Source organism: Sphingomonas cavernae (assembly GCF_003590775.1).
GTDB classification, from domain to species: domain Bacteria; phylum Pseudomonadota; class Alphaproteobacteria; order Sphingomonadales; family Sphingomonadaceae; genus Sphingobium_A; species Sphingobium_A cavernae.
Genome location: NZ_QYUM01000004.1, coordinates 894601 through 918265, shown reverse-complemented (window position 1 = coordinate 918265; position 23665 = coordinate 894601). Strand labels below are relative to the sequence as shown.

Below are 23665 nucleotides of genomic sequence, written 5' to 3'. Positions count from 1 at the left end.
GCTCCATGAACACGGTTGTGTCAGAAACTGCTCGTTCGGTGTTCATGGATCCTGAAACAAGTTCGGGATGACGATCATGTCCGACGGCTGGCGCAGATGGTCGTGGAAGGCAAGGGCGGGACTGGCTGCTGCCGCACTCGCCTTCCTCGCGTTCAGCGCGCTGTGGTTCCTGACGGTGCCGCCGCCCTTGCCGTCCTATGCAATGGCGAAGGGACGGTGGCAGCCAAGCGAGGCGTGGCTTTACGATCGCGACGGTGCGCTGATCGACAGCTTGCGCGTCAATTTCGAGGCGCGGCGGCTGGATTGGGCCCCGCTCGCCCAGATAGCGCCGGTCGTGCGCGAGACATTTGTTGCGGCCGAGGACAAACGCTTCGCGGATCATGGCGGCGTCGATTGGCTCGCGGTTTTCGGTTCGCTGCGTGATCGCATCGAAGGAAAGCGCGCGCGGGGTGCGAGCACGCTCTCGATGCAGGTCGCGGGGTTTCTTGCCCCCGATCTCGCGGCACCCGGCGCGCGCGGCTGGCGCGACAAGGCGCGGCAGATGCGCGCGGCGATGGCGCTTGAGGAGCAGTGGTCCAAGGACGAGATTCTCGAAGCCTATCTGAACCTCGCGGGCTATCGCGGAGAGGCGCAGGGGATAGGCGCGGCGGCGCTTGGCCTGTTCGGCAAAACCCCCGACGCGCTCGGGCGCACCGATGCGCTGCTGCTCGCCGCGCTGCTACCTGATCCGCGCGCGGAGCCACGGGAGCTGGCGCGGCGCGCCTGCGCGCTTGGCACGTCCGATGAGTGCCCGGCGCTGCGCGCAGGCGCCACCGACATGCTGGGGCCTGCGCGCCAGCTCGCGCTTGACCCGGGGCTTGCGCCGCATCTGTCGCAAAAGCTGCTGACCGCGCCGGGGTTGAAGCTGAAGACCACGCTCGACATGCACATCCAGCGGATCGCGGTCGCCGCGCTGAGGCGTCAGTTGCGTGGCCTCGGAAGCGACCGCGCGCGCGACGGCGCCGTCGTCGTGGTGGACAATGTGAGCGGTGACGTGCTCGCTTATGTCGGCGGCGTTGGCGGCGCGTCGACAGCGGCGCAGGTCGATGGCGCAGGCAGCTACCGGCAGGCGGGCTCGACGCTCAAGCCCTTTCTTTATGCGCAGGCGATCGAGCGCGGATATCTTACCCCCGCCTCGATCCTCGACGACAGTCCCGTCCAGCTCGACACGGCCTCCGGGCTCTACGTGCCGCAGAATTATGACCGCGACTTCAAGGGTCCGGTTTCGGTGCGCAGCGCGCTGGCCGGATCACTCAACGTGCCCGCGGTGCGGACGCTCGTGCTGACCGGGGTCGACGCGTTTCGCGACCGCCTCTGGGACGCCGGTTATCGGGGACTGACCGAGGACGGGCAATATTACGGCTTCTCGCTCGCTTTGGGGTCTGCCGAGGTGACATTGCTCGAGCAGGCGGCCGCCTATCGTGCGCTTGCGCTGGGCGGGCGCTGGGCGCCGCTGCGCCTGAAGCCCGACGATCCGCACGTCGCAGCGCGCGCGGTGTTCAGCCCGCAGGCGAGCTGGATCGTCGCCGACATGCTGGCGGATCCCGATGCGCGCGCCCTCGCATTCGGACTCGACAGCGCGCTGCGCCTGCCCTTCTGGGCCGCGGTGAAGACCGGAACCTCGAAAGCGATGCGCGACAACTGGTGCGTCGGCTTTTCCGATCGCTACACCGTTGCGGTCTGGATCGGCAATCTCGAGGGCGATTCGATGCGCGCAGTGTCGGGCACCAGCGGGGCCGCGCCCGTGTGGCGCGACGTGATGCGCGCGCTTCATGCCGATCGGCCGGGCAAGGCGCCGCCTGCGCCACCCGGCATCGAACGCCGCCGCATCATCTTCGCCGACCGCATCGAGCCACCGCGCGCGGAATATTTCCTTGCGGGCACCGGCCAGACGCTCGTCGGAGCGGCGCCCGCCACGGCGCGCCGTCCGCGCATCACCAGCCCGGTCGCGGGTAGCGTCTATGCGCTCGATCCCGATATCCCGGTGGCGCACCAGCGCATGGCGGTGCTCGTCGCAGGCGAGGTTGCAGGTCATCGGCTTGTGCTCGATCGTCGCGATCTGGGGCCTGCGGACGCAAAGCCGCTGGTGCTCGCAGGGCCGGGTGCGCATCGCCTGCTGCTGCAGGATCCCGCGGGGAAGCCCGTCGACAGCCTGATCTTTACGGTACGCTGAAAGCCGCCGACCTGTTTTCCTTGAACCTGCAGCATCTTCCTTCCTACAGAGTAGGGGAAGGGAAGCATGATGACCCAAAGACGAGGCGCGCGTTCGGCGCTGCGCGATTTCCTCCAGAGCGAGGCTTCGGGCGGCATTTTCCTGATGGCGGCGGCGGCGTTGGCGATGATCGTCGCCAACAGCGTGTTTCGCGATGGCTATCATCATCTCCTCCATACCGAGACGGGGCCCGTGCTTGCCGCGAAGCTCGGGCCGATGACGCCGCATCTGTGGATCAATGACGGTCTGATGGCGGTGTTCTTCCTGCTCGTCGGGCTCGAGATCAAACGCGAATTTGTCGACGGCCGGCTTTCAAGCTGGAAGCAACGCCGGCTCCCGGTGATCGCTGCGGCCGCGGGCATGATCGTGCCTGCAGGCATCTATCTGTTGTTCGCCAGCGGGGACGCCACGCTGTGGCGCGGCTGGGCGATCCCGGCGGCCACCGACATCGCCTTTGCGATTGGCGTTCTGGCGCTGCTCGGTTCGCGGGCACCGACCTCTTTGAAGCTCTTCCTGACGACAGTCGCCATCGTCGACGACATGGGCGCGGTCGCGATCATCGCGGTCGCCTATACCGCCAGCATCACCGGCATGGCGGTAATCGCCGCCGGGCTGGTGCTCGGCGCGATGTACGCGATGAACCGGCTCGGAGTACGCGCCCTATGGCCGTATCTGATCGGCTTCATGCTGCTCTGGTACGCCGTGCTGCTTTCGGGTGTGCATGCGACGATCGCCGGGGTGCTTGCTGCCATGACGATTCCGATCGTGAAGACCCCGGGCGCCCCCGATTCCGAAGAATCGCCGTTGCACCGGCTGGAGCATGCGCTGCATCCCTGGGTCGCCTATCTCATCGTGCCGCTTTTCGGCTTCGCCAATGCGGGTGTGACGCTTGAGGGCATGGGCCTGGAGCACATCCTGGCACCGCTCCCTCTCGGGATCGCGGCCGGCCTGTTTTTCGGAAAGCAGATCGGAATCTTCGGGAGCATCTGGATCTCGGTGAAGCTCGGCATCGCCAGCAAGCTGCGCGGCGCCACCTGGCTCCAGATCTATGGCGTCGCGATGCTGTGCGGCATCGGCTTCACCATGAGCCTGTTCATCGGTGCGCTGGCCTTTCCCGAAAATCCGCTGCTGATCGAGGAAGCCAAGATCGGTGTGCTGTTGGGTTCGGTGGCATCGGCGCTCGTCGGTTTCCTCGTGCTTCGCTTCGTGCCGCAGCACGCGAGCCAGGCGCGCGAGGAGCTTGCGCAGGCCTCCGAGATCGACCGCGACGGCGACGTTCACACCATCGAGGATCAGGGCGCCGCGTCGCTTCGTTAGGGCGCGGCGTTCACGGCGCACATCCGGCTGAACGCGCATGTTGACCGCATCCGACTCCATCGCTATAGGCCGCCCCTGCCTTGCGGGCTGGTGGTGGATTCGCCGTCCAGACGCTGTCCTGTTGCAGGGCAAGACATAGAGCTTGAACATTGCTGAAGCGAGTGAAGGCCTGGGGGGCCGGTTTGGCGCCCGGGGTCCTTTTTGCATTTTGAATGTCATAGGCTTTGGCAAAGTAACTTAGAAGGTGAAGGCTTCATGCCAACGATCAATCAGCTGATCCGCAAGGGTCGGGACCCGCAGAAGGCCAAGTCGAAGGTCCCTGCAATGGAAGCGAACCCGCAAAAGCGCGGCGTTTGCACCCGCGTGTACACGACGACCCCGAAAAAGCCGAACTCGGCGCTTCGCAAGGTGGCCAAGGTTCGCCTGACCAACCAGCGCGAAGTCATCACCTATATTCCGGGTGAAGGCCACAACCTCCAGGAGCACTCGGTGGTGCTGATCCGTGGCGGCCGCGTACGCGACCTTCCCGGTGTTCGCTATCATGTGTTGCGCGGCGTGCTCGACACGCAGGGCGTCAAGGATCGCAAGCAGAGCCGTTCGAAGTACGGCGCGAAGCGTCCCAAGTAAGAAGGTTTAGCTGATATGGCTCGTCGTCGTCGTCCCGAGAAGCGGGAAATCCTGCCTGACCCCCGTTTCGGTGATCAGGTTCTTTCGAAATTCATGAACAGCGTCATGCTGGACGGCAAGAAGGCCGTCGCCGAAGGCATCGTCTATGGTGCGCTCGAAACCGTCGAGGCGAAAGCCAAGAAGGATCCGATCGGCGTTTTCCACGAAGCGCTGAACAATGTGAAGCCGGGCATCGAAGTCCGCAGCCGCCGCGTCGGTGGTGCGACCTATCAGGTGCCGGTCGAGGTGCGCGTCGAGCGTGCCCAGGCACTTGCGATCCGCTGGCTGATCACCGCCGCGCGTGCGCGTTCGGAAAACACCATGTCGGCGCGTCTTTCGGGCGAGCTGCTCGATGCAGCGAACAATCGCGGCAACGCGGTCAAGAAGCGTGAAGACACGCATCGCATGGCCGAAGCCAACCGCGCCTTCTCGCATTATCGCTGGTAATCCCCATATCGTCGGGAACGGGGTGAGCCCCTGTTCCCGGCATCGGAGTAAATGATCATGGCCCGCAGCCATCCGCTCGAAAATTATCGCAATATCGGCATCATGGCGCACATCGACGCCGGCAAGACCACGACGACCGAGCGCATCCTCTATTACACCGGCAAGTCCTACAAGATCGGCGAAGTGCACGAAGGCACCGCGACGATGGACTGGATGGAGCAGGAGCAGGAGCGTGGGATCACGATCACGTCCGCCGCAACGACGTGCAAATGGCGCGCCGAAGAGGGCAAGGGCGAAGAGCACCTGATCAACATCATCGACACCCCCGGCCACGTCGACTTCACGATTGAAGTCGAGCGTTCGCTGCGCGTGCTCGACGGTGCGGTTGCGTGCTTCGACGGCGTTGCCGGCGTTGAGCCGCAGTCGGAGACGGTGTGGCGCCAGGCGGAGAAGTACAAGGTTCCGCGGATGTGCTTCGTCAACAAGCTCGACCGCACCGGCGCGAGCTTCGAGCGCTGCGTCGACATGATCAAGGACCGCCTCGGCGCGCGTCCCGCGGTCCTCTATCTCCCCATCGGCATCGAGGGTGGTTTCAAGGGTCTCGTCGATCTCGTCGAGAACCGCGCGATCATCTGGCTCGAGGAATCGCTGGGCGCGAAGTTCGAATATCAGGACATCCCCGATGACCTGAAGGACGCCGCTGCGACCGCGCGTGCCGAGCTGATCGAAATGGCCGTCGAGCAGGACGACGATGTCATGGAAGCGTATCTGGAAGGCAATGAGCCCGACAGCAAGACGCTCAAGAGGCTGATCCGCAAGGGCACGCTGAACTTCTCGTTCGTGCCCGTGATGTGCGGCTCGGCATTCAAGAACAAGGGCGTTCAGCCCCTGCTCGACGCCGTGGTCGACTATCTGCCGAGCCCGCTCGACGTTCCCGCGATCAAGGGCGTCAAGCTCGACGGCGAGACCCCCGACGAGCGTCCGTCGGACGACAATGCGCCGTTCTCGGCGCTGGCGTTCAAGATCATGAACGACCCGTTCGTCGGCACGCTGACGTTCGCGCGCATCTATTCGGGCAAGCTGGAGGCCGCTTCGACCGTCACCAATTCGGTGAAGGACAAGAAGGAAAAGGTCGGCCGCATGCTGCTGATGCATGCCAACAGCCGCGAGGACATCCAGGAAGCCTATGCCGGCGACATCGTCGCTCTGGCGGGCCTGAAGGACACCACGACCGGCGATACGCTGTGCGCGGCGAATGCCCCGATCATCCTGGAGCGGATGGAGTTCCCCGAGCCCGTTATCGAGCTGTCGGTGGAGCCCAAGACCAAGGCCGACCAGGAGAAGATGGGCGTCGCGCTCAACCGTCTCGCTCGCGAGGATCCGTCGTTCCGCGTGTCTTCGGACGCCGAGAGCGGCCAGACGATCATCAAGGGGATGGGCGAACTCCACCTCGAGATCATCGTCGATCGCATGAAGCGCGAGTTCAAGGTCGAGGCCAATGTCGGCGCGCCGCAGGTGGCGTATCGCGAATATCTCGGCAAGAAGGTCGACATCGACTACACGCACAAGAAGCAGTCGGGCGGCTCGGGCCAGTTCGGCCGCGTCAAGGTGACCGTGGTCCCCGGCGAGCGTGGTTCGGGCTTCCAGTTCTTTGACGAGATCAAGGGCGGCAATATTCCCAAGGAATATATCCCGTCGGTCGAAAAGGGCATGCGCGAGACTGCTGAGTCGGGTTCGCTGATCGGCTTCCCGATCATCGATTTCGAGGTGCACCTGACCGACGGTGCATACCACGATGTCGACTCGTCGGCGCTGGCGTTCGAAATCTGTGCCCGCGGCGCGATGCGCGAAGCGGCCCAGAAATCGGGCATCAAGCTGCTCGAGCCGATCATGAAGGTTGAGGTTGTGACGCCCGAGGATTATCTGGGCGATGTTATCGGTGACATGAACTCCCGTCGCGGGCAGATTCAGGGCACCGACAGCCGCGGCAACGCGCAGGTGGTTGAAGCACTCGTTCCCCTGGCCAACATGTTTGGTTATGTGAACCAGCTCCGCTCGTTCACGCAGGGGCGTGCGCAGTACACCATGCAGTTCTCGCATTACGACGAGGTCCCGGCGAACGTCGCCGAGGAAGTAAAGGCGAAGCTCGCCTGATTTTTAATTGAGCCAATTGAGCTTGGGACAGAAAGACGAGGGTTAGATAAATGGCGAAAGCTAAGTTTGAGCGGACCAAACCGCACTGCAACATCGGCACCATCGGTCACGTCGACCATGGCAAGACGTCGCTCACCGCGGCGATCACGAAGGTCCTCGCTGAAACCGGCGGCGCAACCTTCGTCGACTATGCCAACATCGACAAGGCGCCTGAAGAGCGTGAGCGCGGCATCACCATCTCGACCGCGCACGTCGAGTACGAGACCGAAGCGCGCCACTATGCGCACGTCGACTGCCCCGGCCACGCCGACTATGTGAAGAACATGATCACCGGCGCGGCGCAGATGGACGGCGCGATCCTCGTCGTTTCGGCTGCCGACGGCCCGATGCCCCAGACCCGCGAGCACATCCTGCTTGCGCGTCAGGTCGGCGTGCCTGCGCTTGTCGTGTTCATGAACAAGGTCGACCAGGTCGATGACGAAGAGCTCCTCGAGCTCGTCGAGCTCGAAATCCGCGAGCTGCTGTCGTCGTACGACTTCCCGGGCGACGACATTCCGATCGTCAAGGGTTCGGCTCTCGCCGCCCTCGAGGATTCGAACAAGACGATCGGCCACGACGCGGTTCTCGAGCTGATGCGTCAGGTTGACGCCTACATCCCGCAGCCCGAGCGTCCGCTCGACAAGCCCTTCCTGATGCCGATCGAGGACGTGTTCTCGATCTCGGGTCGCGGCACCGTCGTCACCGGCCGCATCGAGACCGGCATCGTCAAGGTTGGCGAGGAAGTCGAGATCGTCGGCATCAAGGACACCAAGAAGACGACCGTCACGGGCGTCGAGATGTTCCGCAAGCTGCTCGATCAGGGCCAGGCCGGCGATAACGTCGGTGCGCTGATCCGCGGCGTCGGCCGTGAGGAAGTCGAGCGTGGTCAGGTTCTGGCCAAGCCCGGCACGATCACGCCGCACACCGACTTCTCGGCCGAAGTGTACGTGCTGTCGAAGGAAGAAGGCGGCCGTCACACGCCGTTCTTTGCGAACTATCGTCCGCAGTTCTACTTCCGCACCACCGACGTCACCGGCGAGGTCGTCCTCCCCGAGGGCACCGAGATGGTGATGCCCGGCGACAACATCACGCTGTCGGTCAAGCTCATCGCGCCGATCGCGATGGACCAGGGTCTTCGCTTCGCAATCCGTGAAGGCGGTCGTACCGTCGGCGCAGGGGTTGTGGCGAACATCACAAAGTAATATAGGGCTCCGCAGCCGCCCGATTCTCTCTACGGGAATCGGGCGGCTCGCCTTTTATCAGTAACAGTATTTTCCCCGCTTTCGGGCGGGGTTTGGCTCTTTCGCATCGGTAGTGGACATGGAAACGCAGAATATCCGCATTCGCCTGAAGGCGTTCGATCATCGTGTGCTTGATCAGGCAACTGGCGACATCGCCGACACGGCGCGCCGCACCGGCGCTCTTATTCGCGGTCCGATTCCTCTTCCGACGCGCATTGAGAAGTTCACCGTGAACCGCGGCCCGCACATCGACAAGAAGTCGCGGGAGCAGTTCGAGGTTCGCACCTACAAGCGCATGCTCGACATCGTGCAGCCCACGCCGCAGACCGTCGACGCGCTGATGAAGCTCGACCTCGCCGCTGGTGTGAACGTAGAGATCAAGCTGGCCTGAGCCAGCACATATAAGGGATACCGCGCAGCCTTGCTGCGGTCTGCGTCCCCCGCTCTCCCCGTAAAAAGGGATCAGCCCAGGCGGGGCACGCATCACATTATTGGGCTGACACGCCCCCGGAAATGGTTCCGCGGGCCTCTGTATAAGGAGCACGGATCATGCGCACTGGCGTGATCGCTAAGAAAATGGGGATGACCCGCCTGTTCAAGGACGACGGCAAGCACGTGCCTGTCACCGTCCTGTCGCTGGAAGATTGCCAGGTTGTTGCGCGCCGCGAAGCGGACCGCGATGGCTATGTGGCTGTCCAGCTTGGCGCGGGCTCCGCAAAAGCGAAAAATATTTCCAAGCCGGTTCGTGGCCATTTCGCCAAGAGCCAGGTCGAGCCCAAGGCGCGCGTGATGGAATTCCGCGTTGCCGAAGACGCGCTGCTCGAAGTCGGCGCCTATATCTCGGCGGACCATTTCGTCCCCGGCCAGCTCGTCGACATCGCCGGCCAGACCCAGGGTAAGGGTTTTGCGGGCGCGATGAAGCGCTGGGGCTTCGGAGGCATGCGCGCCACCCACGGTGTGTCGATCAGCCACCGTGCGCACGGTTCGACGGGTAACCGTCAGGATCCGGGCCGCGTGTTCAAGAACAAGAAGATGGCCGGCCACATGGGCGACCGTCAGCGCACCCAGCAGAACCTCGAGATCGTGCAGACCGACGTCGAGCGCGGCCTTCTGTTCGTCAAGGGTTCGGTGCCCGGTTCCAAGGGCGCCTGGCTGTTCGTCAAGGACGCGGTCAAGGTGCCGCGCCATGCCGACGCTCCCTATCCCGCCGGCCTGAAGCAGGCCGCCAATTCCAACAATGACGCCGCTCCCGCGGATACCCCGGCTGAAGCCGAGGCTCCGGTCGAAGCCGTCGAAGGCCAGGAGGGCTGATCATGAAGGTCAAGGTTCAGACCCTCGACGCCAAGGGCAAGGGCGATATCGATCTCAACGACGAGATCTTCGGCCTTGAGCCGCGTGCAGACATTCTGCACCGCGTCGTCACCTGGCAGCTCGAGAAGCGCCGCGGCACCGCCCGCGCCACCCGCGAGCGTTCGGATGTCGCACGCACCGGCAAGAAGTTCGGTCGCCAGAAGGGCGGCGGTACCGCTCGTCACGGCGATCGCCGCGCACCGATTTTCATCGGCGGTGGTAAGGCTCACGGCGCGCGCGTTCGCGACTTCAACCCTTCGCTGAACAAGAAGGTTCGCACGCTCGGCCTGAAGATGGCGCTTTCGTCCAAGGCGAAGGCCGGCCAGCTCATCGTCATGGAAAGCCTGACGGTGAAGGACGGCAAGACCAAGGCGCTTGCGGCCGATCTGGCGAAGCTGGGCTTCGGCAAGACCGCGCTCGTCATCGACGGCGACACCGTCGAGCAGAGCTTCGCGCTGGCATCGGCCAACCTGCACGCGATCAACGTGCTCCCGGCGATCGGCGCGAACGTCTATGACATTCTTAAAGCTGACACGCTGGTGCTGACGCGCGCCGCTGTCGAAAAGCTGGAGGCCCGGTTCAATGGCTAAGAAACAGGCAGCCGCGATCGACAACCGTCATTATGACGTCGTCGTCGCTCCGCACATCACCGAGAAGTCGACGCTCCTTTCCGAGCACAACGCCGTTGTGTTCAAGGTAGCGGGCACCGCCACGAAGCCGCAGATCAAGGCGGCAGTCGAGGCGCTCTTCGACGTCAAGGTCACCGGCGTGAACACGCTGGTCCAGAAGGGCAAGACGAAGCGCTGGAAGGGCAAGCCCTACACGCGCTCGGATGTGAAGAAGGCGATCGTGACGCTGGCTGACGGCCAGTCCATCGACGTCACCACCGGTATTTGAGGCGCAAACGATGGCACTCAAGCAATATAACCCGACGAGCCCGGCCCGCCGCGGCCTGATCCTCGTCGACCGTTCGGGTCTCTTCAAGGGCCGGCCCGTCAAGGCGCTGACCGAAGGCAAGAAGAAGACCGGTGGCCGCAACAACAAGGGGCATGTGACGTCGCGCGGTATCGCCGGCGGCCACAAGCAGAAGTACCGCATCATCGACTTCAAGCGTCGCAAATGGGATCAGCCCGCGACCGTCGAGCGGATCGAGTACGACCCCAACCGCACCGCGTTCATCGCGCTGGTCAAGTATCCCGACGGCGAGCTGGCCTACATCCTGGCGCCGCAGCGTCTGGGCGTTGGCGACACCGTCGTCGCCGGCAAGAAGACCGACGTGAAGCCGGGCAACGCCATGGAGCTGGGCCAGATGCCCGTCGGCACCATCGTCCACAATGTGGAGATGAAGCCGGGCAAGGGTGGTCAGATCGCCCGTTCGGCAGGCACCTATGTGCAGGTCGTCGGTCGTGATCGTGGCCTCGTGATCGTTCGCCTGAACTCGGGCGAACAGCGCTACATTCGCGGCGAGTGCATGGGTACGGTTGGCGCGGTTTCGAACCCCGACAACTCGAACCAGAACCTCGCCAAGGCGGGCCGCAACCGTTGGCTGGGCAAGCGCCCGCTGACCCGCGGCGTCGCGAAGAACCCGGTCGACCACCCGCACGGCGGTGGTGAAGGCCGGACCTCGGGGGGGCGTCATCCGGTCACGCCCTGGGGCAAGCCGACCAAGGGTGCGCGCACCCGTCACAACAAGGCGACGGACAAGATGATCATCCGTTCGCGTCACGCGAAGAAGAAGAGGTAAACCATGGCCCGTTCCGTCTGGAAAGGTCCGTTCGTCGACCTGCACCTCCTGAAGAAAGCCGAGACCGCACAGGAATCGGGTGGCCGCGCGCCGATCAAGACCTGGTCGCGTCGCTCCACCATCCTGCCGCAGTTCGTCGGGCTGACCTTCAACGTCTACAACGGCCGCAAGTTCGTTCCCGTTTCGGTGAACGAAGACATGGTCGGCATGAAGCTCGGTGAGTTCGCGCCCACGCGCTACTTCCCCGGCCACGCCGCCGACAAGAAGGGTAAGCGCTAATGAGCAAGCAGGCAGCCCCCCGCAAGGTCGGCGAGAAGGAAGCGCTCGCGGTCAACACCAATGTCCGCGGCTCGGCGCAGAAGCTGAATCTCGTTGCGGCGCTTATCCGCAACAAGAAGGTCGGCGACGCGCTGAACATCCTCGCCTTCTCGAAGAAGGCGATGGCCGTCGACGTCCGCAAGGTGCTCGCAAGCGCGATCGCCAATGCCGAGAACAACCACAACCTCGACGTCGACGCACTGGTCGTCGCCGAAGCGAGCGTGGGCAAGAGCATCACGATGAAGCGTTTCGCCGCCCGTGCGCGCGGCCGTTCGACGCGCATCGAGAAGCCCTTCAGCCGCGTACGCATCGTGGTTCGTGAGCAGGAAGAAGCATAATGGGTCACAAGAGCAATCCGATCGGGCTCCGTCTCCAGATCAACCGCACCTGGGACAGCCGCTGGTTCGCCGAAGGCGCCGACTATGGCCGGCTGCTTCTTGAGGATCTGAAGATCCGCAAGTTCATCATGAAGGAGCTGCCCCAGGCAGCGATCTCGAAGGTGGTGATCGAGCGTCCGGCCAAGCTGTGCCGCGTATCGATCTTTGCCGCACGCCCCGGCGTGATCATCGGCAAGAAGGGTGCGGACATCGAGAAGCTTCGCAAGAAGCTGGCGTCGATGACGTCGAGCGATGTTTCGCTCAACATCGTCGAGATCCGCAAGCCCGAGATCGACTCCAAGCTTGTCGCGCAGTCGGTTGCCGATCAGCTCGAGCGCCGCGTGGCATTCCGCCGTGCGATGAAGCGCGCGGTGCAGTCGGCGCTGCGTCTGGGTGCCGAAGGCATCCGGATCACCTGCGGCGGCCGTCTCGGCGGCGCCGAGATCGCGCGCGTCGAATGGTATCGCGAAGGCCGTGTGCCGCTGCATACGCTGCGTGCAAACGTCGACTATGCGGAAGCCGAAGCCCACACCGCTTACGGTGTGTGCGGCGTCAAGGTCTGGATCTTCAAGGGTGAAATCCTTGGCCACGATCCGATGGCCCAGGACCGGCTTATGATGGAAGCACAAACCTCGGGGGTCCGGCCCGCGCGGTAAGGCTTTAAAGCCTACCAGCACGGCCTGATCGACCGACAATCGGTGTCAGAAGGCGAAAACAATGCTGCAACCCAAGAAGACCAAGTTCCGCAAGGCGTTCAAGGGCCGCATCCACGGCGACGCCAAGGGCGGCACCGAGCTGAACTTCGGTTCGTTCGGCCTCAAGGCTCTCGAGCCCGACCGGATCACCGCGCGCCAGATCGAAGCGGCCCGCCGCGCGATCACCCGCCACATCCGCCGTCAGGGCCGTTTGTGGATCCGCGTGTTCCCCGACGTGCCGGTTTCGAAGAAGCCCGCCGAAGTCCGTCAGGGTAAGGGTAAGGGCTCCAACGAATATTGGGCCGCCCGCGTAAAGCCCGGCCGCATCCTGTTCGAGCTGGACGGCGTCCCCGGCCCGCTCGCCCGCGTCGCTTTCGAGCGTGCGATGGAGAAGCTGCCGATCAAGACCAAGGTGGTCGCCCGCCTTGGCGAATCGATGCACTGAGGAATAGCGAGATGGCCAAGAAAGACGATCTCAAGGTGAAAACCGACGACCAGCTTAGCGAGCAACTGGGCGAGCTGAAGCGCGAGCAGTTCAACCTGCGCTTCCAGGCTGCGACCAACCAGCTCGAGAAGCCGTCGCGGATGCGCGTGGTGCGCCGCACCATCGCCCAGATCAAGACGCTCCAGACCGCGCGTGCGCGCGACGCTGCGGCAAAGGTTTAAGGAATATATCATGCCCAAGCGCGTGCTGACCGGAACGATCGTTTCCGACAAGACCGACAAAACCGTGGTGGTGAAGGTAGAGCGCCGGGTGAAGCACCCGCTCTATGGCAAGATCATCAAGCGGTCGAAGAAGTACCACGCCCATGACGAGGCGAACGAGTATCGCGAAGGCGAGACCGTCCGCATCGAGGAGACCGCACCGATCTCCAAGCTGAAGACGTGGAAGGTCGTCGAGCGCGTGGACACCCACGCTACGCCGGCAACCGCGGGCTGAACTAGTTTTACAACGGAACTCCCGGGGCATCCCGGAAAGCCAGGTAAGAAGGAAGCGGATCTATGATCCAGATGCAGTCAAATCTTGACGTCGCTGACAACAGCGGCGCCAAGCGCGTCCAGTGCATCAAGGTGCTCGGTGGCTCCAAGCGCCGCACCGCGGGCGTGGGCGACGTGATCGTCGTTTCCGTGAAGGAAGCGGCGCCGCGCGGCAAGGTGAAGAAGGGCGACGTGCACCGCGCCGTCATCGTTCGCACCGCCAAGGACATTCACCGTCCCGATGGTTCGGTGATCCGGTTCGACGGCAATGCCGCGGTGCTGGTCAACAAGAACGAGGAGCCGATCGGCACCCGTATCTTTGGCCCCGTCGTTCGCGAGCTGCGCGCCAAGAACTTCATGAAGATCATCAGCCTTGCGCCGGAGGTGCTCTAACCATGGCTGCTGCCAAGATCAAAAAGGGTGACACCGTCGTCGTCCTGTCCGGCAAGGACAAGGGCCGCACCGGTGAAGTCACCAAAGCCCTTCCGAAGGAAGGCAAGGTGATCGTGTCGGGCATCAACGTCGCGACGCGCCACCGCAAACCCACCCAGGCCAACCCGCAGGGCGGCCTGGAGCGCATCGAAGCGCCGCTGCACGCCTCCAAGGTCGCGATTGCCGACCCCAAGAGCGGCAAGGCGACGCGCGTGCGCTTTGAAACCAAGGACGGCAAGAAGGTCCGCGTGGCCGTGAAGTCCGGGGAGGTCATCAATGGCTGACAAGTACACGCCGCGCTTCGAGACTCTCTATAACGAGAAGATCGTCAAGGCGATGACCGAGAAATTCGGTTACAAGAACGTGATGGAAGTTCCGCGCCTCGAGAAGATCGTTCTCAACATGGGCGTGGGCGAAGCGACGCAGGACAAGAAGAAGGTCGAGATCGCAGCTTCGGAAATGGAGCTGATCGCCGGCCAGAAGCCCGTCGTCACCAAGGCGAAGAAGTCGATCGCGCAGTTCAAGCTGCGTGAAGGCATGCCGATCGGCGTGAAGGTTACCCTTCGCCGCGCTCGCATGTTCGAATTCCTCGACCGGTTCATCACCATCGCGCTGCCGCGCGTCCGCGACTTTCGCGGCCTGAACCCGAAGAGCTTCGACGGGCGTGGCAACTATGCGTGCGGTCTCAAGGAACAGATCGTGTTCCCCGAGATCAATTATGACCGTATCGAAAAGGTTCGGGGCATGGACGTGATCGTCACGACCACCGCAAAGACCGACGAGGAAGCGCGCGAGCTGCTCCGTCTGTTCGGTTTCCCGTTCCCCATTGAAGAAGAAAAGCAGGCGGCCTGAAAAGGTCCGTCTCGCTAGCAGGAAAGGCGAGAACTTAAGTCATGGCGAAACTGAGTTCGATCAACAAGAATGAGCGTCGCAAGAAGCTGGTGAAGAAATATGCCGGCCGTTATGCGAAGCTGAAGGCGATTGCCGCGGACAACGCGCTCGATGAAACCGAGCGTCTGATTGCGCGGCTGAAGATGGCCGAGATCCCCCGCAACGGGAATCCCACGCGGATTCGCAACCGCTGCGAGCTCACGGGCCGTCCGCGCGCCTATTACCGCAAATTCCGTCTCTGCCGCGTGCAGCTGCGTGATCTGGCCAACAAGGGCCTGATCCCGGGTGTCACGAAGTCGAGCTGGTAAGGATTACAGATCATGGCATTGACCGATCCTTTGGGTGACCTGCTCACCCGCATCCGCAACGGCCAGCGGGCCCGCAAGGACAGCGTGGTTTCCCCCGCTTCCAAGCTGCGCGCGCGCGTCCTCGACGTGCTCCAGCGCGAAGGCTATATTCGCGGCTACAAGGAAGAGGCGCTTGGCGATCACAGCGGCCTGCGCATCGAGCTGAAATATTTCGAGGGCCAGCCCGCGATCCAGCATGTCGCGCGCGTCTCGAAGCCCGGCCGTCGCGTCTATTCGGGTTCCAAGGAACTCCCGCGCGTTCGCAACGGCCTTGGCATCACCATCGTGTCGACGCCGAAGGGCGTTCTGTCGGACGCCGAAGCGCGCGAACAGAATGTCGGCGGCGAAGTGCTGGCGGAGGTGTTCTGATGAGCCGCATCGGTAAAGTTCCGGTCACCGTGCCTGCGGGCGTGACGGCGACCATCGAAGGCGCGATCCTTTCGGTCAAGGGACCGAAGGGCACGCTCTCCATGCCCATGCTCGATGACATCAGCTATGGCATCGAGGACGGCCGCATCGTCGTGAAGCCCGCCAACGAGACCAAGCGCGCGCGCTCCTTCTGGGGCATGCACCGCACGCTGGTGCAGAACCTGGTCACGGGCGTGACCGACGGGTTCAGCAAGGTTCTCGAGATCACGGGCGTCGGCTACCGCGCGAACGCGCAGGGCAAGAAGCTCAAGCTTCAGCTCGGCTACTCGCACGATGTAGACATCGACGTGCCCGAGGGCATCGAGATCAAGACCCCGGACAACACGACGGTCGAGATCTCGGGCATCGACAAGCAGAAGGTGGGCCAGGTTGCGGCCGAAATCCGCCGCTGGCGCAAGCCGGAGCCCTATAAGGGCAAGGGCATCAAATATCGCGGCGAGTTTATCTTCCGCAAAGAAGGCAAGAAGAAGTAAGCCATGGCGAAACTCTCTCTCTTCGAGCGGCGCCGTCAGCGCGTCCGCACCGCACTCAAGGCCCGCGGCGCGCTGCGTCCCCGGCTTTCGGTTCATCGCTCGGGCAGGCACATCTATGCCCAGGTCATCGACGATGCGGCGGGCAAGACCCTCGCTTCGGCCTCGACGCTGGAAAAGGATGTTCGCGGCAAGACCGGCGCCACTGCCGAGGCTGCGGCCGACGTTGGCAAGCGCGTCGCCGAAAAAGCCAAGAAGGCGGGCGTCACCAGGGTGGTGTTCGACCGTGGCGGCTTCCTGTTTCATGGACGCGTCAAGGCGCTGGCGGATGCCGCGCGTGAAGGCGGATTGGAGTTCTGATTATGGCTGACGAAACCGAAAACAAGGGCGTCGAAGCCGCTCCCGCAGCCGCTGCCGAAGGTCAGCCGACCGAGGGTCGTGGTCCCCGTGGCCCGCGTGGCGGCCGTGGCGGCCGTGGCGGCGGCGGCGATCGTGACCGTGGCGGCCGTGGCCGTCGCGACGACCGCCGCGGTGGTTCGCAGGAAGAACAGGGCGAGGAGCTCATCGAGAAGCTCGTCCACATCAACCGCGTCTCGAAGACGGTGAAGGGCGGCAAGCGCTTTGGCTTCGCTGCACTCGTCGTCGTCGGCGATGGCAAGGGCCGTGCAGGCTTCGGCCATGGCAAGGCGCGCGAGGTGCCTGAGGCGATTTCGAAGGCGACCGCTGCTGCCAAGAAGGCAATGGTCCGCGTTCCGCTGAAGGAAGGTCGCACGCTGCACCATGATGGCAACGGCCATTTCGGCGCGGGCAAGGTGACGCTGCGTTCGGCACCTGCGGGTACCGGCATCATCGCGGGCGGCCCGATGCGCGCCGTCTTCGAGAGCCTCGGCGTTGCCGATGTGGTGACCAAGTCGGTCGGCACGTCCAACCCGTACAACATGATCCGGGCGACCTTCGAGGCGCTTGGCGAACAGACCAGCCCCAAGTCGGTTGCGCAGCGTCGCGGCAAGAAGATTGCCGATCTGCTGCGTCGCGGCGGCGCCTCCGAGGCGGTTGCCCAGGCCGACGCCGAAGCGGTCGTGGAGTAAATCACATGGCCAAGAAGACGATCAAGGTTACCCAGACGGGTTCTCCGATCCGCCGCGATCCGAGCCAGCGCAAGACGCTGATCGGCCTCGGCCTCAACAAGATGCACCGCACGGTCGAGCTGGAGGATACTCCCTCGATCCGCGGCATGGTGCAGAAGGTCCACCACCTCGTGCAGGTGGCCGACTAAAATCGGGCTGGCACCCCGGCGCAAGCCGGGCTAAGGCCCCACCCGAACTGGACCCCGGCCGCAAAGCCGGGGTGCAGTCGTTTAAAGTTCAGCGCGAACATAGCGAAAGCGAGTGCAAGACATGAAACTCAACGACATCCGTGACAACAAGGGCGCCCGCAAGGAGCGCGTGCGCGTCGGCCGTGGTATCGGCTCGGGGCTCGGCAAGACCGCCGGCCGCGGTCAGAAGGGTGCCAAGGCACGCTCGGGCGTTGCGATCAACGGCTTCGAGGGCGGTCAGATGCCGCTCCACATGCGCATCCCGAAGCGCGGCTTCAACAACATCTTCGCCAAGGACTTCGCGGAAGTGAACCTGGGCGCGATCCAGAAGCTGGTCGATGCCAAGAAGCTCGACGCCAAGGGCGTGATCGATCATGCCGCGCTCAAGGCTGCCGGCGTTGCGCGCGGCGGCAAGGATGGCGTCCGCATCCTGGGCAAGGGTGAGTTCAGCACGAAGCTGTCGTTCAAGGTTGCCGGCGTGTCCAAGGGCGCGAAGGAAGCCATCGAGAAGGCTGGCGGTTCGGTCGAAGTGATCGAGGTTGTCGCCGCGGCGGACAAGGCCAAGGCCAAGCATCGCACGGTCCAGAAGGTCCGCGCTGCCGAAAAGGAAGCGAAGAAGGCAGCGGCGAAAGCCTGACGCCGCTTTTCGCCGCATCAGGCTTAGACAAAGCCGGATCGCACACTATATGGGGCGGCGGGGGGCAGCGATGCATTCCGCCGCTCATGTTTTTCGGGGTCCAGAACATTTATGGCATCCGCAGCCGATAATCTCGCATCCAACCTGAACCTGTCCAAATTCGCGCAGGCCACCGAGCTCAAGAAGCGGCTGTGGTTCACGCTGGGCGCGCTCATCATCTTCCGGTTGATGAGCCATGTGCCGCTGCCGGGCGTCGACCCGCGCGCGCTCGCGACGCTCTACGACACGACTCGCGGCGGCGTCCTCGACTTCTTCAACACCTTCTCGGGCGGTTCGCTCGAGCGCATGAGCGTGATCGCGCTGGGCGTGATGCCTTACATCACCGCCTCGATCGTCGTGCAGCTCGCGACCGCATTGTCGCCCACGCTCTCCGCCATCAAGAAAGAGGGTGAGAGCGGGCGCAAGCGGCTCAACCAGTATACGCGTTACGGCACTGTCGGCCTGACCGCGATCCAGGGCTATTTCATCGCGGTTGGGCTCGAAGCCTGGGGCGCGACGCAGGGTATGTCCGCGGTCGTCGAGCCGGGCTGGACCTTCCGCATCGCAGCGGTGATTTCGCTCATCGGCGGCACGATGTTCCTGATGTGGCTGGGTGAGCAGATCACCAGCCGCGGCGTCGGCAATGGCGTTTCGCTCATCATCATGGCGGGCATCGTCTCGCAGCTTCCGATGGCGCTCGCCAACCTGTTCGAAGGCGGCCGTACGGGCTCGATGTCGCCGCTGCTGATCCTCGGGATCATCGCGCTTGCGCTCGGCCTGATCGCGTTCATCTGCTTCATGGAGCGCGCGCAGCGCCGCGTGCTGATCCAGTATCCCAAACGCCAGACGCAACGCGGACTGATGCAGGCGGAAAAAAGCCACCTGCCGCTCAAGATCAACACCGCGGGCGTGATCCCCCCGATCTTCGCCTCCTCGCTGCTGCTCATGCCGCTCACGCTCGTCCAGTTCTCGGGGCAGCAGGTGACGGGCGAGAGCGCGACGGGCGATTTCATCATCGGCGTCACCACCGCGCTCCAGCACGGCGCGCCGCTCTACATGGCGCTCTATGCCGCGGGCATCATCTTCTTCTGCTTCTTCTATACCGCCGTCGTCTTCAATCCCGAGGAAACCGCGGACAACCTGAAGCGCTATGGCGGCTTCATCCCCGGCATCCGTCCGGGCAAGAACACCGCCGATTATCTCGATTATGTGCTGACGCGCATCACCGTGATCGGCGCGGCGTACCTGACGGTGATCTGCCTCGTCCCCGAATATCTGATCTCGGCGGCGGGCATACCCTTCTACCTGGGTGGCACGAGCCTGCTCATCGTGGTCAACGTGACTATGGACACGGTGACGCAGATCCAGAGCCATCTGCTGGCACATCAATATGGCGACCTCATCAAGAAGGCGAAATTGAAAGGCGGGAGAGCGCGTTGAATATAATCCTGTTGGGCCCGCCGGGGGCGGGCAAGGGGACACAGGCAAGCCGGCTCGTCGCAGAGCACGACATGGTACAGCTCTCCACCGGTGACATGCTCCGCGAGGCGGTGAAGGCGGGCACACCCGTCGGCCTCAAGGCCAAGGCCGTGATGGATGCGGGCGAACTCGTTTCGGACGAGATCGTCTCTGCGCTGATCGGTGACAAGCTCGACGATATGGGCCCAGACAAGGGCGCGATCTTCGACGGCTATCCGCGCACCGCGGCGCAGGCCGAATCGCTGGACCAGATCCTTGCCGATCGCGGACGCACGCTCGATCATGTTATCGAGCTCGAGGTTGACGAGGACGCGCTCGTCGAGCGCATCACCGGCCGTTTCACCTGCGCGAAGTGCGGTGAGGGCTATCACGATACGTTCAAGCAGCCCAAGGTCGAGGGCGTCTGCGACGTCTGCGGCGGCACCGAGTTCAAGCGCCGTCCCGACGACAATGCCGAGACGGTGCGCACGCGCATGGCCGAATATCGCGCCAAGACTGCGCCGATCCTGCCGATCTACGAAGCGCGCGGTCTGGTGAAGCGCGTCGACGGCATGGCCGACATCGCGCACGTCAACGACGCGATCGAGGCGATCCTCGACGGCCGCTGAGCGGTTCCCTTCAAAATTGTCATTCCCGCGAAAGCGGGAATCCAGCTACGATGCCGATCTGGATCAGTGCCGGGTCGGATCGTCCCCCAGACGATCCTTGAACATGCGGGGCATGTTCAACCCGGCGCTCTTTCGCGGGGATGACATGATAGGGGGTGCCGCCATGAAACTGTTTCTGCTCGCCATTGCTGGTCTAGCCATCGCGACGCCCGCCGCCGCAGAAGTGAAGTCCGCAAGCGATGGCGGCTTCGAGGTCGTCAGCGTCGAAACGGTGAAGGCAACGCCCGCTGCCGCCTATGACGCGCTGCGCAATCCCGGCCAGTGGTGGAACGGCGAACACAGCTATAGCGGCGACGCGAAGAACATGACGATCGACGCGCGCGCCGGCGGCTGCTTCTGCGAAAGGACACCGGGCGGCGGCACGATCGAGCATGGCCGCATCATCTACGCGCAACCGGGAAAGGTGCTGCGCTTCGTGGGCGGGCTCGGCCCGCTCCAGTCCGAAGCGATCACCGCGACGATGACCTGGACGATCGAACCCGCGCCGGGTGGCGCGAAGATCACCCAGCGTTATGTCGCCAGCGGCTACATGCCGGGCGGGTTGAAGGGTATCGCGCCCGTCGTCGACAAGGTGCTCGCCGAACAACTCGGACGGTTGAAGGTAATCCTCGACAAGCCTGCGGGCTGACGACCTGAGCCCCTGTCAAAACCCGTTCGGGCTGAGCCTGTCGAAGCCCTTCGCTTCCTGTTCCCTCCCTGTCCCCGGTACCAGATTGAAACGAAAGGGCTTCGACAGGCTCAGCCCGAACGTCATTTGGCTTTGAAGTCTGGTTTGTCGTGGTGAGCGGACTGGCGGCTTATGGGAAAGGCTAGCCCGATAGCGGACGGTCACGAAGCATGATCACCAATCCGCTACTTCGTGAACGCGAGAACCGTAATATTCCCGTCGTCTGGATCAACGGAGACTTTGTAGCCAGACCACGTGAACGCGGTGAGGCTCACGCCGTCCCATCGAATCGCGGTGAAGCAATCTTGTTGCCTTGGATCGTTAAAGACGACCGGCTTAGCTCTCCAGAGTTCTGTGCCGTCGCGGTTCGTAGCGATTAGATTGCGCCCGTCTCGGACATCGTCGGCCATCCAATCATAAAGCGTCACAGTAGCGTCGTTAAGAAGCCTTGCCCTTTCGAGGATTTCGGCATTCACAGCAAACGGCTGCACCATGGATTTTTGTCCTTGTTTTTGGCTCTCTTGCAGCGTCAGCTTAATGGTAAGGAGGGGAGCCGGATAGATGACCGACTTTGCGGCGATAGCAGTCTCCCCGCGTCAACCACCTCACCCACCAACCCCCTTCAAAAACGGCCCCCAATACCCCTTCCACCGCGCCACCGCGTCGGCATCCGCCAGCTTGTCGTGATTGACCGCGAGCCCCGCCTTTCCCGGCGCCTTATCCGATCCCATCGCGGTCACCTTGGTGCCGTCGGCAAGGTCGACGCGCCAGTAGCGCCATTTCTCGGTGCTGCTTTCGCGTGGGGGGCCCGCAAAGGGCACGCCGTCGAACGTGTCCATTCCCGCGACCGCTGCGCGCCAGGCCGCGATCGCCGCGTCCTTGTCTCCCGGCAGCGTGCGCGTGGCAGCGGCGGAAAAGTCGCCCGTGCAGGTCTGTCCGATCACGCGGCGGCCGATCGCGCGCTCATATTCGACCGTGAGCATCTGCGACCACCAGCCCGGCACGCCATGTTCGCTGTGGAGTTTCGCCGCAATGTCCTTGTGCGACAGCTTTGCGGCGTCGATGCCGTCGAGTAGCTGCCGCCATTCGGGCCATGTCCTGCCCGTCGCCGCCGCGATTGCCTCATCGGAATATTGCGCCTGCGCCATAACGATCTCCCTCCGGTCCACGAAGCCAGCGTTGGGCTCACGATACCGCGAAACCGGCGGCTTCCCTACCCGCGGAAACCAGCGCTCGTTTCGCAGCGAAAACGTGATAAGCCTTTCTTCGCAATGGACGGCTCCGACTCGAACAGGAGCCGCCATGGATGGGTCGCCTGATAACTGTTTGAAGAGCAGGGGGCGAGGAATGGCCGTTAGTGATCATGTGGATCTGCCGACCTTCATCGAGGGGGTGAAGAAGCGCAATCCGGGGCAGGACGAGTTCGTGCAGGCGGTGCAGGAAGTCGCCGAGGATATTTTCGACTTCATCGCCGACAAGGAAGAATATCACCATTATCAGATCCTGCGGCGGATCGCCGAGCCCGATCGCGTGATTTCCTTCCGCGTCTGCTGGGAGGACGACAAGGGCAATATCCGCGTCCAGCGCGGGTGGCGCGTGCAGAACAACAACGCGATCGGACCCTATAAGGGCGGCATCCGCTTCCACCCTTCGGTGACGGAAAGCGTGCTCAAGTTCCTCGCTTTCGAGCAGACCTTCAAGAATGCGCTGACCGGGCTCCCGATGGGTGGCGGCAAGGGCGGCGCGAACTTCAATCCCAAGGGCAAGAGCGACCATGAGGTGATGCGCTTCTGCCAGAGCTTTATGACCGAGCTCTACCGCCATGTTGGCGCTGACGTCGACGTGCCCGCGGGCGATATTGGCGTGGGTGCGCGCGAGATCGGCTATATGTTCGGCCAATACAAGCGCATCACCAACCAGTTCACGGGCGTGCTGACGGGCAAGGGCATCGAATTCGGCGGCTCGCTGATCCGGCCCGAGGCGACGGGCTATGGTGCAACCTATTTCCTCCAGAACATGCTGGGGACCAGGGGCAGGGACCTGGCGGGTCTGACCGCCGTTATCTCGGGCTCGGGCAATGTGGCGACACATGCAGCCGAGAAGGTGACCCAGCTCGGCGGCAAGGTGCTGACGCTGTCCGACAGTCAGGGCTTCATCCACGATCCTGACGGCATTGATCTGGAAAAGATCAACTGGGTGAAGGCGCACAAGACCAAGAGACGCGGGCGGATCGCCGACTATGTCGCCGAGTACAGGAACGCGACCTTCCACGAGGGCAAGACGCCCTGGGGCGTCCCGTGCGACGTTGCGCTGCCCTGCGCGACGCAGAATGAGCTGCTCGGCGCGGATGCGAAGACACTCGTCAAGAATGGCTGCTTTGCGGTTTCCGAAGGCGCCAACATGCCGACCAACCTCGAGGGCGTCCACGTCTTCAAGGATGCGAAGATCCTCTTCGCCCCCGGCAAGGCTGCCAATGCGGGGGGAGTCGCGGTCTCGGGCCTGGAGATGAGCCAGAATTCCGAGCGCCGCTCATGGAAGGAAGCGGAACTTCAGCAGCTTCTGCTCGATATCATGGAAGGCATCCACAATAGTTGCCTGCAATATGGCCGCGTGTCGGATGACTATGTCGACTATGTCCGCGGCGCGAATATCGCGGGTTTCAAGAAGGTCGCCGACGCCATGCTTGCCTATGGAGTCGTCTGACGGAGCGGAGC

General features: G+C 63.4%; 33 protein-coding genes. 31 read left to right on the top strand and 2 right to left on the bottom strand.

Features of this window, described 5'->3' with window-relative positions:
• Positions 1–76 precede the first annotated feature (76 nt).
• The 30 genes from pbpC to D3876_RS19550 all read left to right on the top strand — a co-directional run bounded on the left by pbpC (position 77) and on the right by D3876_RS19550 (position 20912).
• Positions 77–2212 (top strand): penicillin-binding protein 1C, encoded by a 2136-nt coding sequence (gene pbpC / locus D3876_RS19695; RefSeq protein ID WP_119765761.1) that lies wholly within the window; start codon positions 77–79, stop codon positions 2210–2212.
• A 69-nt stretch (positions 2213–2281) separates the two neighbouring features.
• Positions 2282–3568, top strand: coding sequence for a Na+/H+ antiporter NhaA (nhaA, locus tag D3876_RS19690; RefSeq protein ID WP_119765759.1), 1287 nt, complete (start codon positions 2282–2284; stop codon positions 3566–3568).
• A 255-nt stretch (positions 3569–3823) separates the two neighbouring features.
• On the top strand, positions 3824–4195 hold the full coding sequence (rpsL, locus tag D3876_RS19685; RefSeq protein WP_119765406.1) for a 30S ribosomal protein S12: 372 nt from the start codon (positions 3824–3826) through the stop codon (positions 4193–4195).
• A gap of 15 nt (positions 4196–4210) precedes the next feature.
• A complete protein-coding gene (gene rpsG, locus D3876_RS19680) occupies positions 4211–4681 on the top strand; it encodes a 30S ribosomal protein S7 (RefSeq protein ID WP_119765404.1) in 471 nt (156 codons plus the stop codon).
• A gap of 57 nt (positions 4682–4738) precedes the next feature.
• A complete protein-coding gene (fusA, locus tag D3876_RS19675; RefSeq protein WP_119765757.1) occupies positions 4739–6835 on the top strand; it encodes an elongation factor G in 2097 nt (698 codons plus the stop codon).
• 50 nt (positions 6836–6885) lie between these two features.
• Positions 6886–8076 carry an elongation factor Tu gene (tuf, locus tag D3876_RS19670; RefSeq protein ID WP_119765402.1) on the top strand — a complete coding sequence of 397 codons (1191 nt, stop codon included), beginning with the start codon at positions 6886–6888 and terminating at the stop codon, positions 8074–8076.
• Between the two features lie 118 nt (positions 8077–8194).
• Entirely contained in the window at positions 8195–8506 is a 312-nt protein-coding gene (gene rpsJ / locus D3876_RS19665) for a 30S ribosomal protein S10 (RefSeq protein ID WP_014077880.1), read from the top strand.
• A gap of 158 nt (positions 8507–8664) precedes the next feature.
• On the top strand, positions 8665–9426 hold the full coding sequence (gene rplC, locus D3876_RS19660) for a 50S ribosomal protein L3 (RefSeq protein ID WP_119765400.1): 762 nt from the start codon (positions 8665–8667) through the stop codon (positions 9424–9426).
• Between the two features lie 2 nt (positions 9427–9428).
• Positions 9429–10055 carry a 50S ribosomal protein L4 gene (gene rplD / locus D3876_RS19655; protein ID WP_119765398.1) on the top strand — a complete coding sequence of 209 codons (627 nt, stop codon included), beginning with the start codon at positions 9429–9431 and terminating at the stop codon, positions 10053–10055.
• Positions 10048–10362: a 50S ribosomal protein L23 gene (locus tag D3876_RS19650; protein WP_119765396.1), complete on the top strand. Its 315-nt coding sequence runs from the start codon at positions 10048–10050 to the stop codon at positions 10360–10362. Before rplD ends, D3876_RS19650 begins: the two co-directional genes overlap by 8 nt.
• A 10-nt stretch (positions 10363–10372) precedes the next feature.
• Positions 10373–11209 (top strand): 50S ribosomal protein L2, encoded by an 837-nt coding sequence (gene rplB, locus D3876_RS19645; RefSeq protein WP_119765394.1) that lies wholly within the window; start codon positions 10373–10375, stop codon positions 11207–11209.
• A gap of 3 nt (positions 11210–11212) precedes the next feature.
• Positions 11213–11488: a 30S ribosomal protein S19 gene (gene rpsS, locus D3876_RS19640; RefSeq protein WP_119765392.1), complete on the top strand. Its 276-nt coding sequence runs from the start codon at positions 11213–11215 to the stop codon at positions 11486–11488.
• Positions 11488–11865 (top strand): 50S ribosomal protein L22, encoded by a 378-nt coding sequence (gene rplV, locus D3876_RS19635; RefSeq protein ID WP_119765390.1) that lies wholly within the window; start codon positions 11488–11490, stop codon positions 11863–11865. Before rpsS ends, rplV begins: the two co-directional genes overlap by 1 nt.
• Positions 11865–12560, top strand: a complete 696-nt coding sequence (gene rpsC, locus D3876_RS19630) for a 30S ribosomal protein S3 (protein WP_119765388.1) — start codon at positions 11865–11867, stop codon at positions 12558–12560. The genes rplV and rpsC overlap by 1 nt, the downstream gene beginning before the upstream one ends.
• A 61-nt stretch (positions 12561–12621) precedes the next feature.
• Positions 12622–13044 carry a 50S ribosomal protein L16 gene (gene rplP, locus D3876_RS19625; protein WP_119765386.1) on the top strand — a complete coding sequence of 141 codons (423 nt, stop codon included), beginning with the start codon at positions 12622–12624 and terminating at the stop codon, positions 13042–13044.
• 11 nt (positions 13045–13055) lie between these two features.
• Positions 13056–13265, top strand: a complete 210-nt coding sequence (gene rpmC, locus D3876_RS19620; RefSeq protein WP_119765384.1) for a 50S ribosomal protein L29 — start codon at positions 13056–13058, stop codon at positions 13263–13265.
• Positions 13266–13275: 10 nt separating this feature from the next.
• Positions 13276–13539, top strand: a complete 264-nt coding sequence (gene rpsQ, locus D3876_RS19615; protein ID WP_119765382.1) for a 30S ribosomal protein S17 — start codon at positions 13276–13278, stop codon at positions 13537–13539.
• Between the two features lie 62 nt (positions 13540–13601).
• On the top strand, positions 13602–13970 hold the full coding sequence (gene rplN / locus D3876_RS19610; RefSeq protein WP_119765380.1) for a 50S ribosomal protein L14: 369 nt from the start codon (positions 13602–13604) through the stop codon (positions 13968–13970).
• A 2-nt stretch (positions 13971–13972) separates the two neighbouring features.
• Positions 13973–14293, top strand: coding sequence for a 50S ribosomal protein L24 (gene rplX / locus D3876_RS19605; RefSeq protein WP_119765378.1), 321 nt, complete (start codon positions 13973–13975; stop codon positions 14291–14293).
• On the top strand, positions 14286–14861 hold the full coding sequence (gene rplE / locus D3876_RS19600; RefSeq protein ID WP_119765376.1) for a 50S ribosomal protein L5: 576 nt from the start codon (positions 14286–14288) through the stop codon (positions 14859–14861). Before rplX ends, rplE begins: the two co-directional genes overlap by 8 nt.
• A 41-nt stretch (positions 14862–14902) precedes the next feature.
• On the top strand, positions 14903–15208 hold the full coding sequence (gene rpsN, locus D3876_RS19595; RefSeq protein WP_119765374.1) for a 30S ribosomal protein S14: 306 nt from the start codon (positions 14903–14905) through the stop codon (positions 15206–15208).
• Between the two features lie 12 nt (positions 15209–15220).
• Entirely contained in the window at positions 15221–15616 is a 396-nt protein-coding gene (rpsH, locus tag D3876_RS19590) for a 30S ribosomal protein S8 (RefSeq protein ID WP_119765372.1), read from the top strand.
• Positions 15616–16149 carry a 50S ribosomal protein L6 gene (gene rplF, locus D3876_RS19585; protein WP_119765370.1) on the top strand — a complete coding sequence of 178 codons (534 nt, stop codon included), beginning with the start codon at positions 15616–15618 and terminating at the stop codon, positions 16147–16149. The genes rpsH and rplF overlap by 1 nt, the downstream gene beginning before the upstream one ends.
• Before the next feature lie 3 nt (positions 16150–16152).
• Positions 16153–16506: a 50S ribosomal protein L18 gene (rplR, locus tag D3876_RS19580; RefSeq protein ID WP_119765368.1), complete on the top strand. Its 354-nt coding sequence runs from the start codon at positions 16153–16155 to the stop codon at positions 16504–16506.
• 2 nt (positions 16507–16508) lie between these two features.
• Positions 16509–17234 (top strand): 30S ribosomal protein S5, encoded by a 726-nt coding sequence (gene rpsE, locus D3876_RS19575; RefSeq protein ID WP_119765366.1) that lies wholly within the window; start codon positions 16509–16511, stop codon positions 17232–17234.
• A gap of 5 nt (positions 17235–17239) precedes the next feature.
• Positions 17240–17422, top strand: coding sequence for a 50S ribosomal protein L30 (gene rpmD / locus D3876_RS19570; RefSeq protein WP_119765364.1), 183 nt, complete (start codon positions 17240–17242; stop codon positions 17420–17422).
• 121 nt (positions 17423–17543) lie between these two features.
• Positions 17544–18098, top strand: a complete 555-nt coding sequence (gene rplO, locus D3876_RS19565) for a 50S ribosomal protein L15 (protein WP_119765361.1) — start codon at positions 17544–17546, stop codon at positions 18096–18098.
• Between the two features lie 111 nt (positions 18099–18209).
• Positions 18210–19577 (top strand): preprotein translocase subunit SecY, encoded by a 1368-nt coding sequence (secY, locus tag D3876_RS19560; protein ID WP_119765359.1) that lies wholly within the window; start codon positions 18210–18212, stop codon positions 19575–19577.
• Positions 19574–20224, top strand: a complete 651-nt coding sequence (locus tag D3876_RS19555) for an adenylate kinase (protein ID WP_119765357.1) — start codon at positions 19574–19576, stop codon at positions 20222–20224. The genes secY and D3876_RS19555 overlap by 4 nt, the downstream gene beginning before the upstream one ends.
• Positions 20225–20387: 163 nt before the next feature.
• Positions 20388–20912, top strand: a complete 525-nt coding sequence (locus D3876_RS19550; protein ID WP_119765755.1) for an SRPBCC family protein — start codon at positions 20388–20390, stop codon at positions 20910–20912.
• A 224-nt stretch (positions 20913–21136) separates the two neighbouring features.
• Here the strand turns inward: D3876_RS19550 and D3876_RS19545 are convergent, their stop codons facing one another.
• Together D3876_RS19545 and D3876_RS19540 are read right to left on the bottom strand one after the other, a co-directional pair.
• Positions 21137–21445: a DUF7957 family protein gene (locus tag D3876_RS19545; protein WP_119765355.1), complete on the bottom strand. Its 309-nt coding sequence runs from the start codon at positions 21443–21445 to the stop codon at positions 21137–21139.
• A 111-nt stretch (positions 21446–21556) separates the two neighbouring features.
• Complete coding sequence (locus D3876_RS19540) at positions 21557–22099, bottom strand: hypothetical protein (protein WP_119765353.1); 543 nt, start codon at positions 22097–22099, stop codon at positions 21557–21559.
• A gap of 199 nt (positions 22100–22298) precedes the next feature.
• Here D3876_RS19540 and gdhA point away from each other — a divergent pair, with 199 nt between their 5' ends.
• Positions 22299–23654: an NADP-specific glutamate dehydrogenase gene (gene gdhA / locus D3876_RS19535; protein WP_119765351.1), complete on the top strand. Its 1356-nt coding sequence runs from the start codon at positions 22299–22301 to the stop codon at positions 23652–23654.
• Positions 23655–23665: the final 11 nt, after the last annotated feature.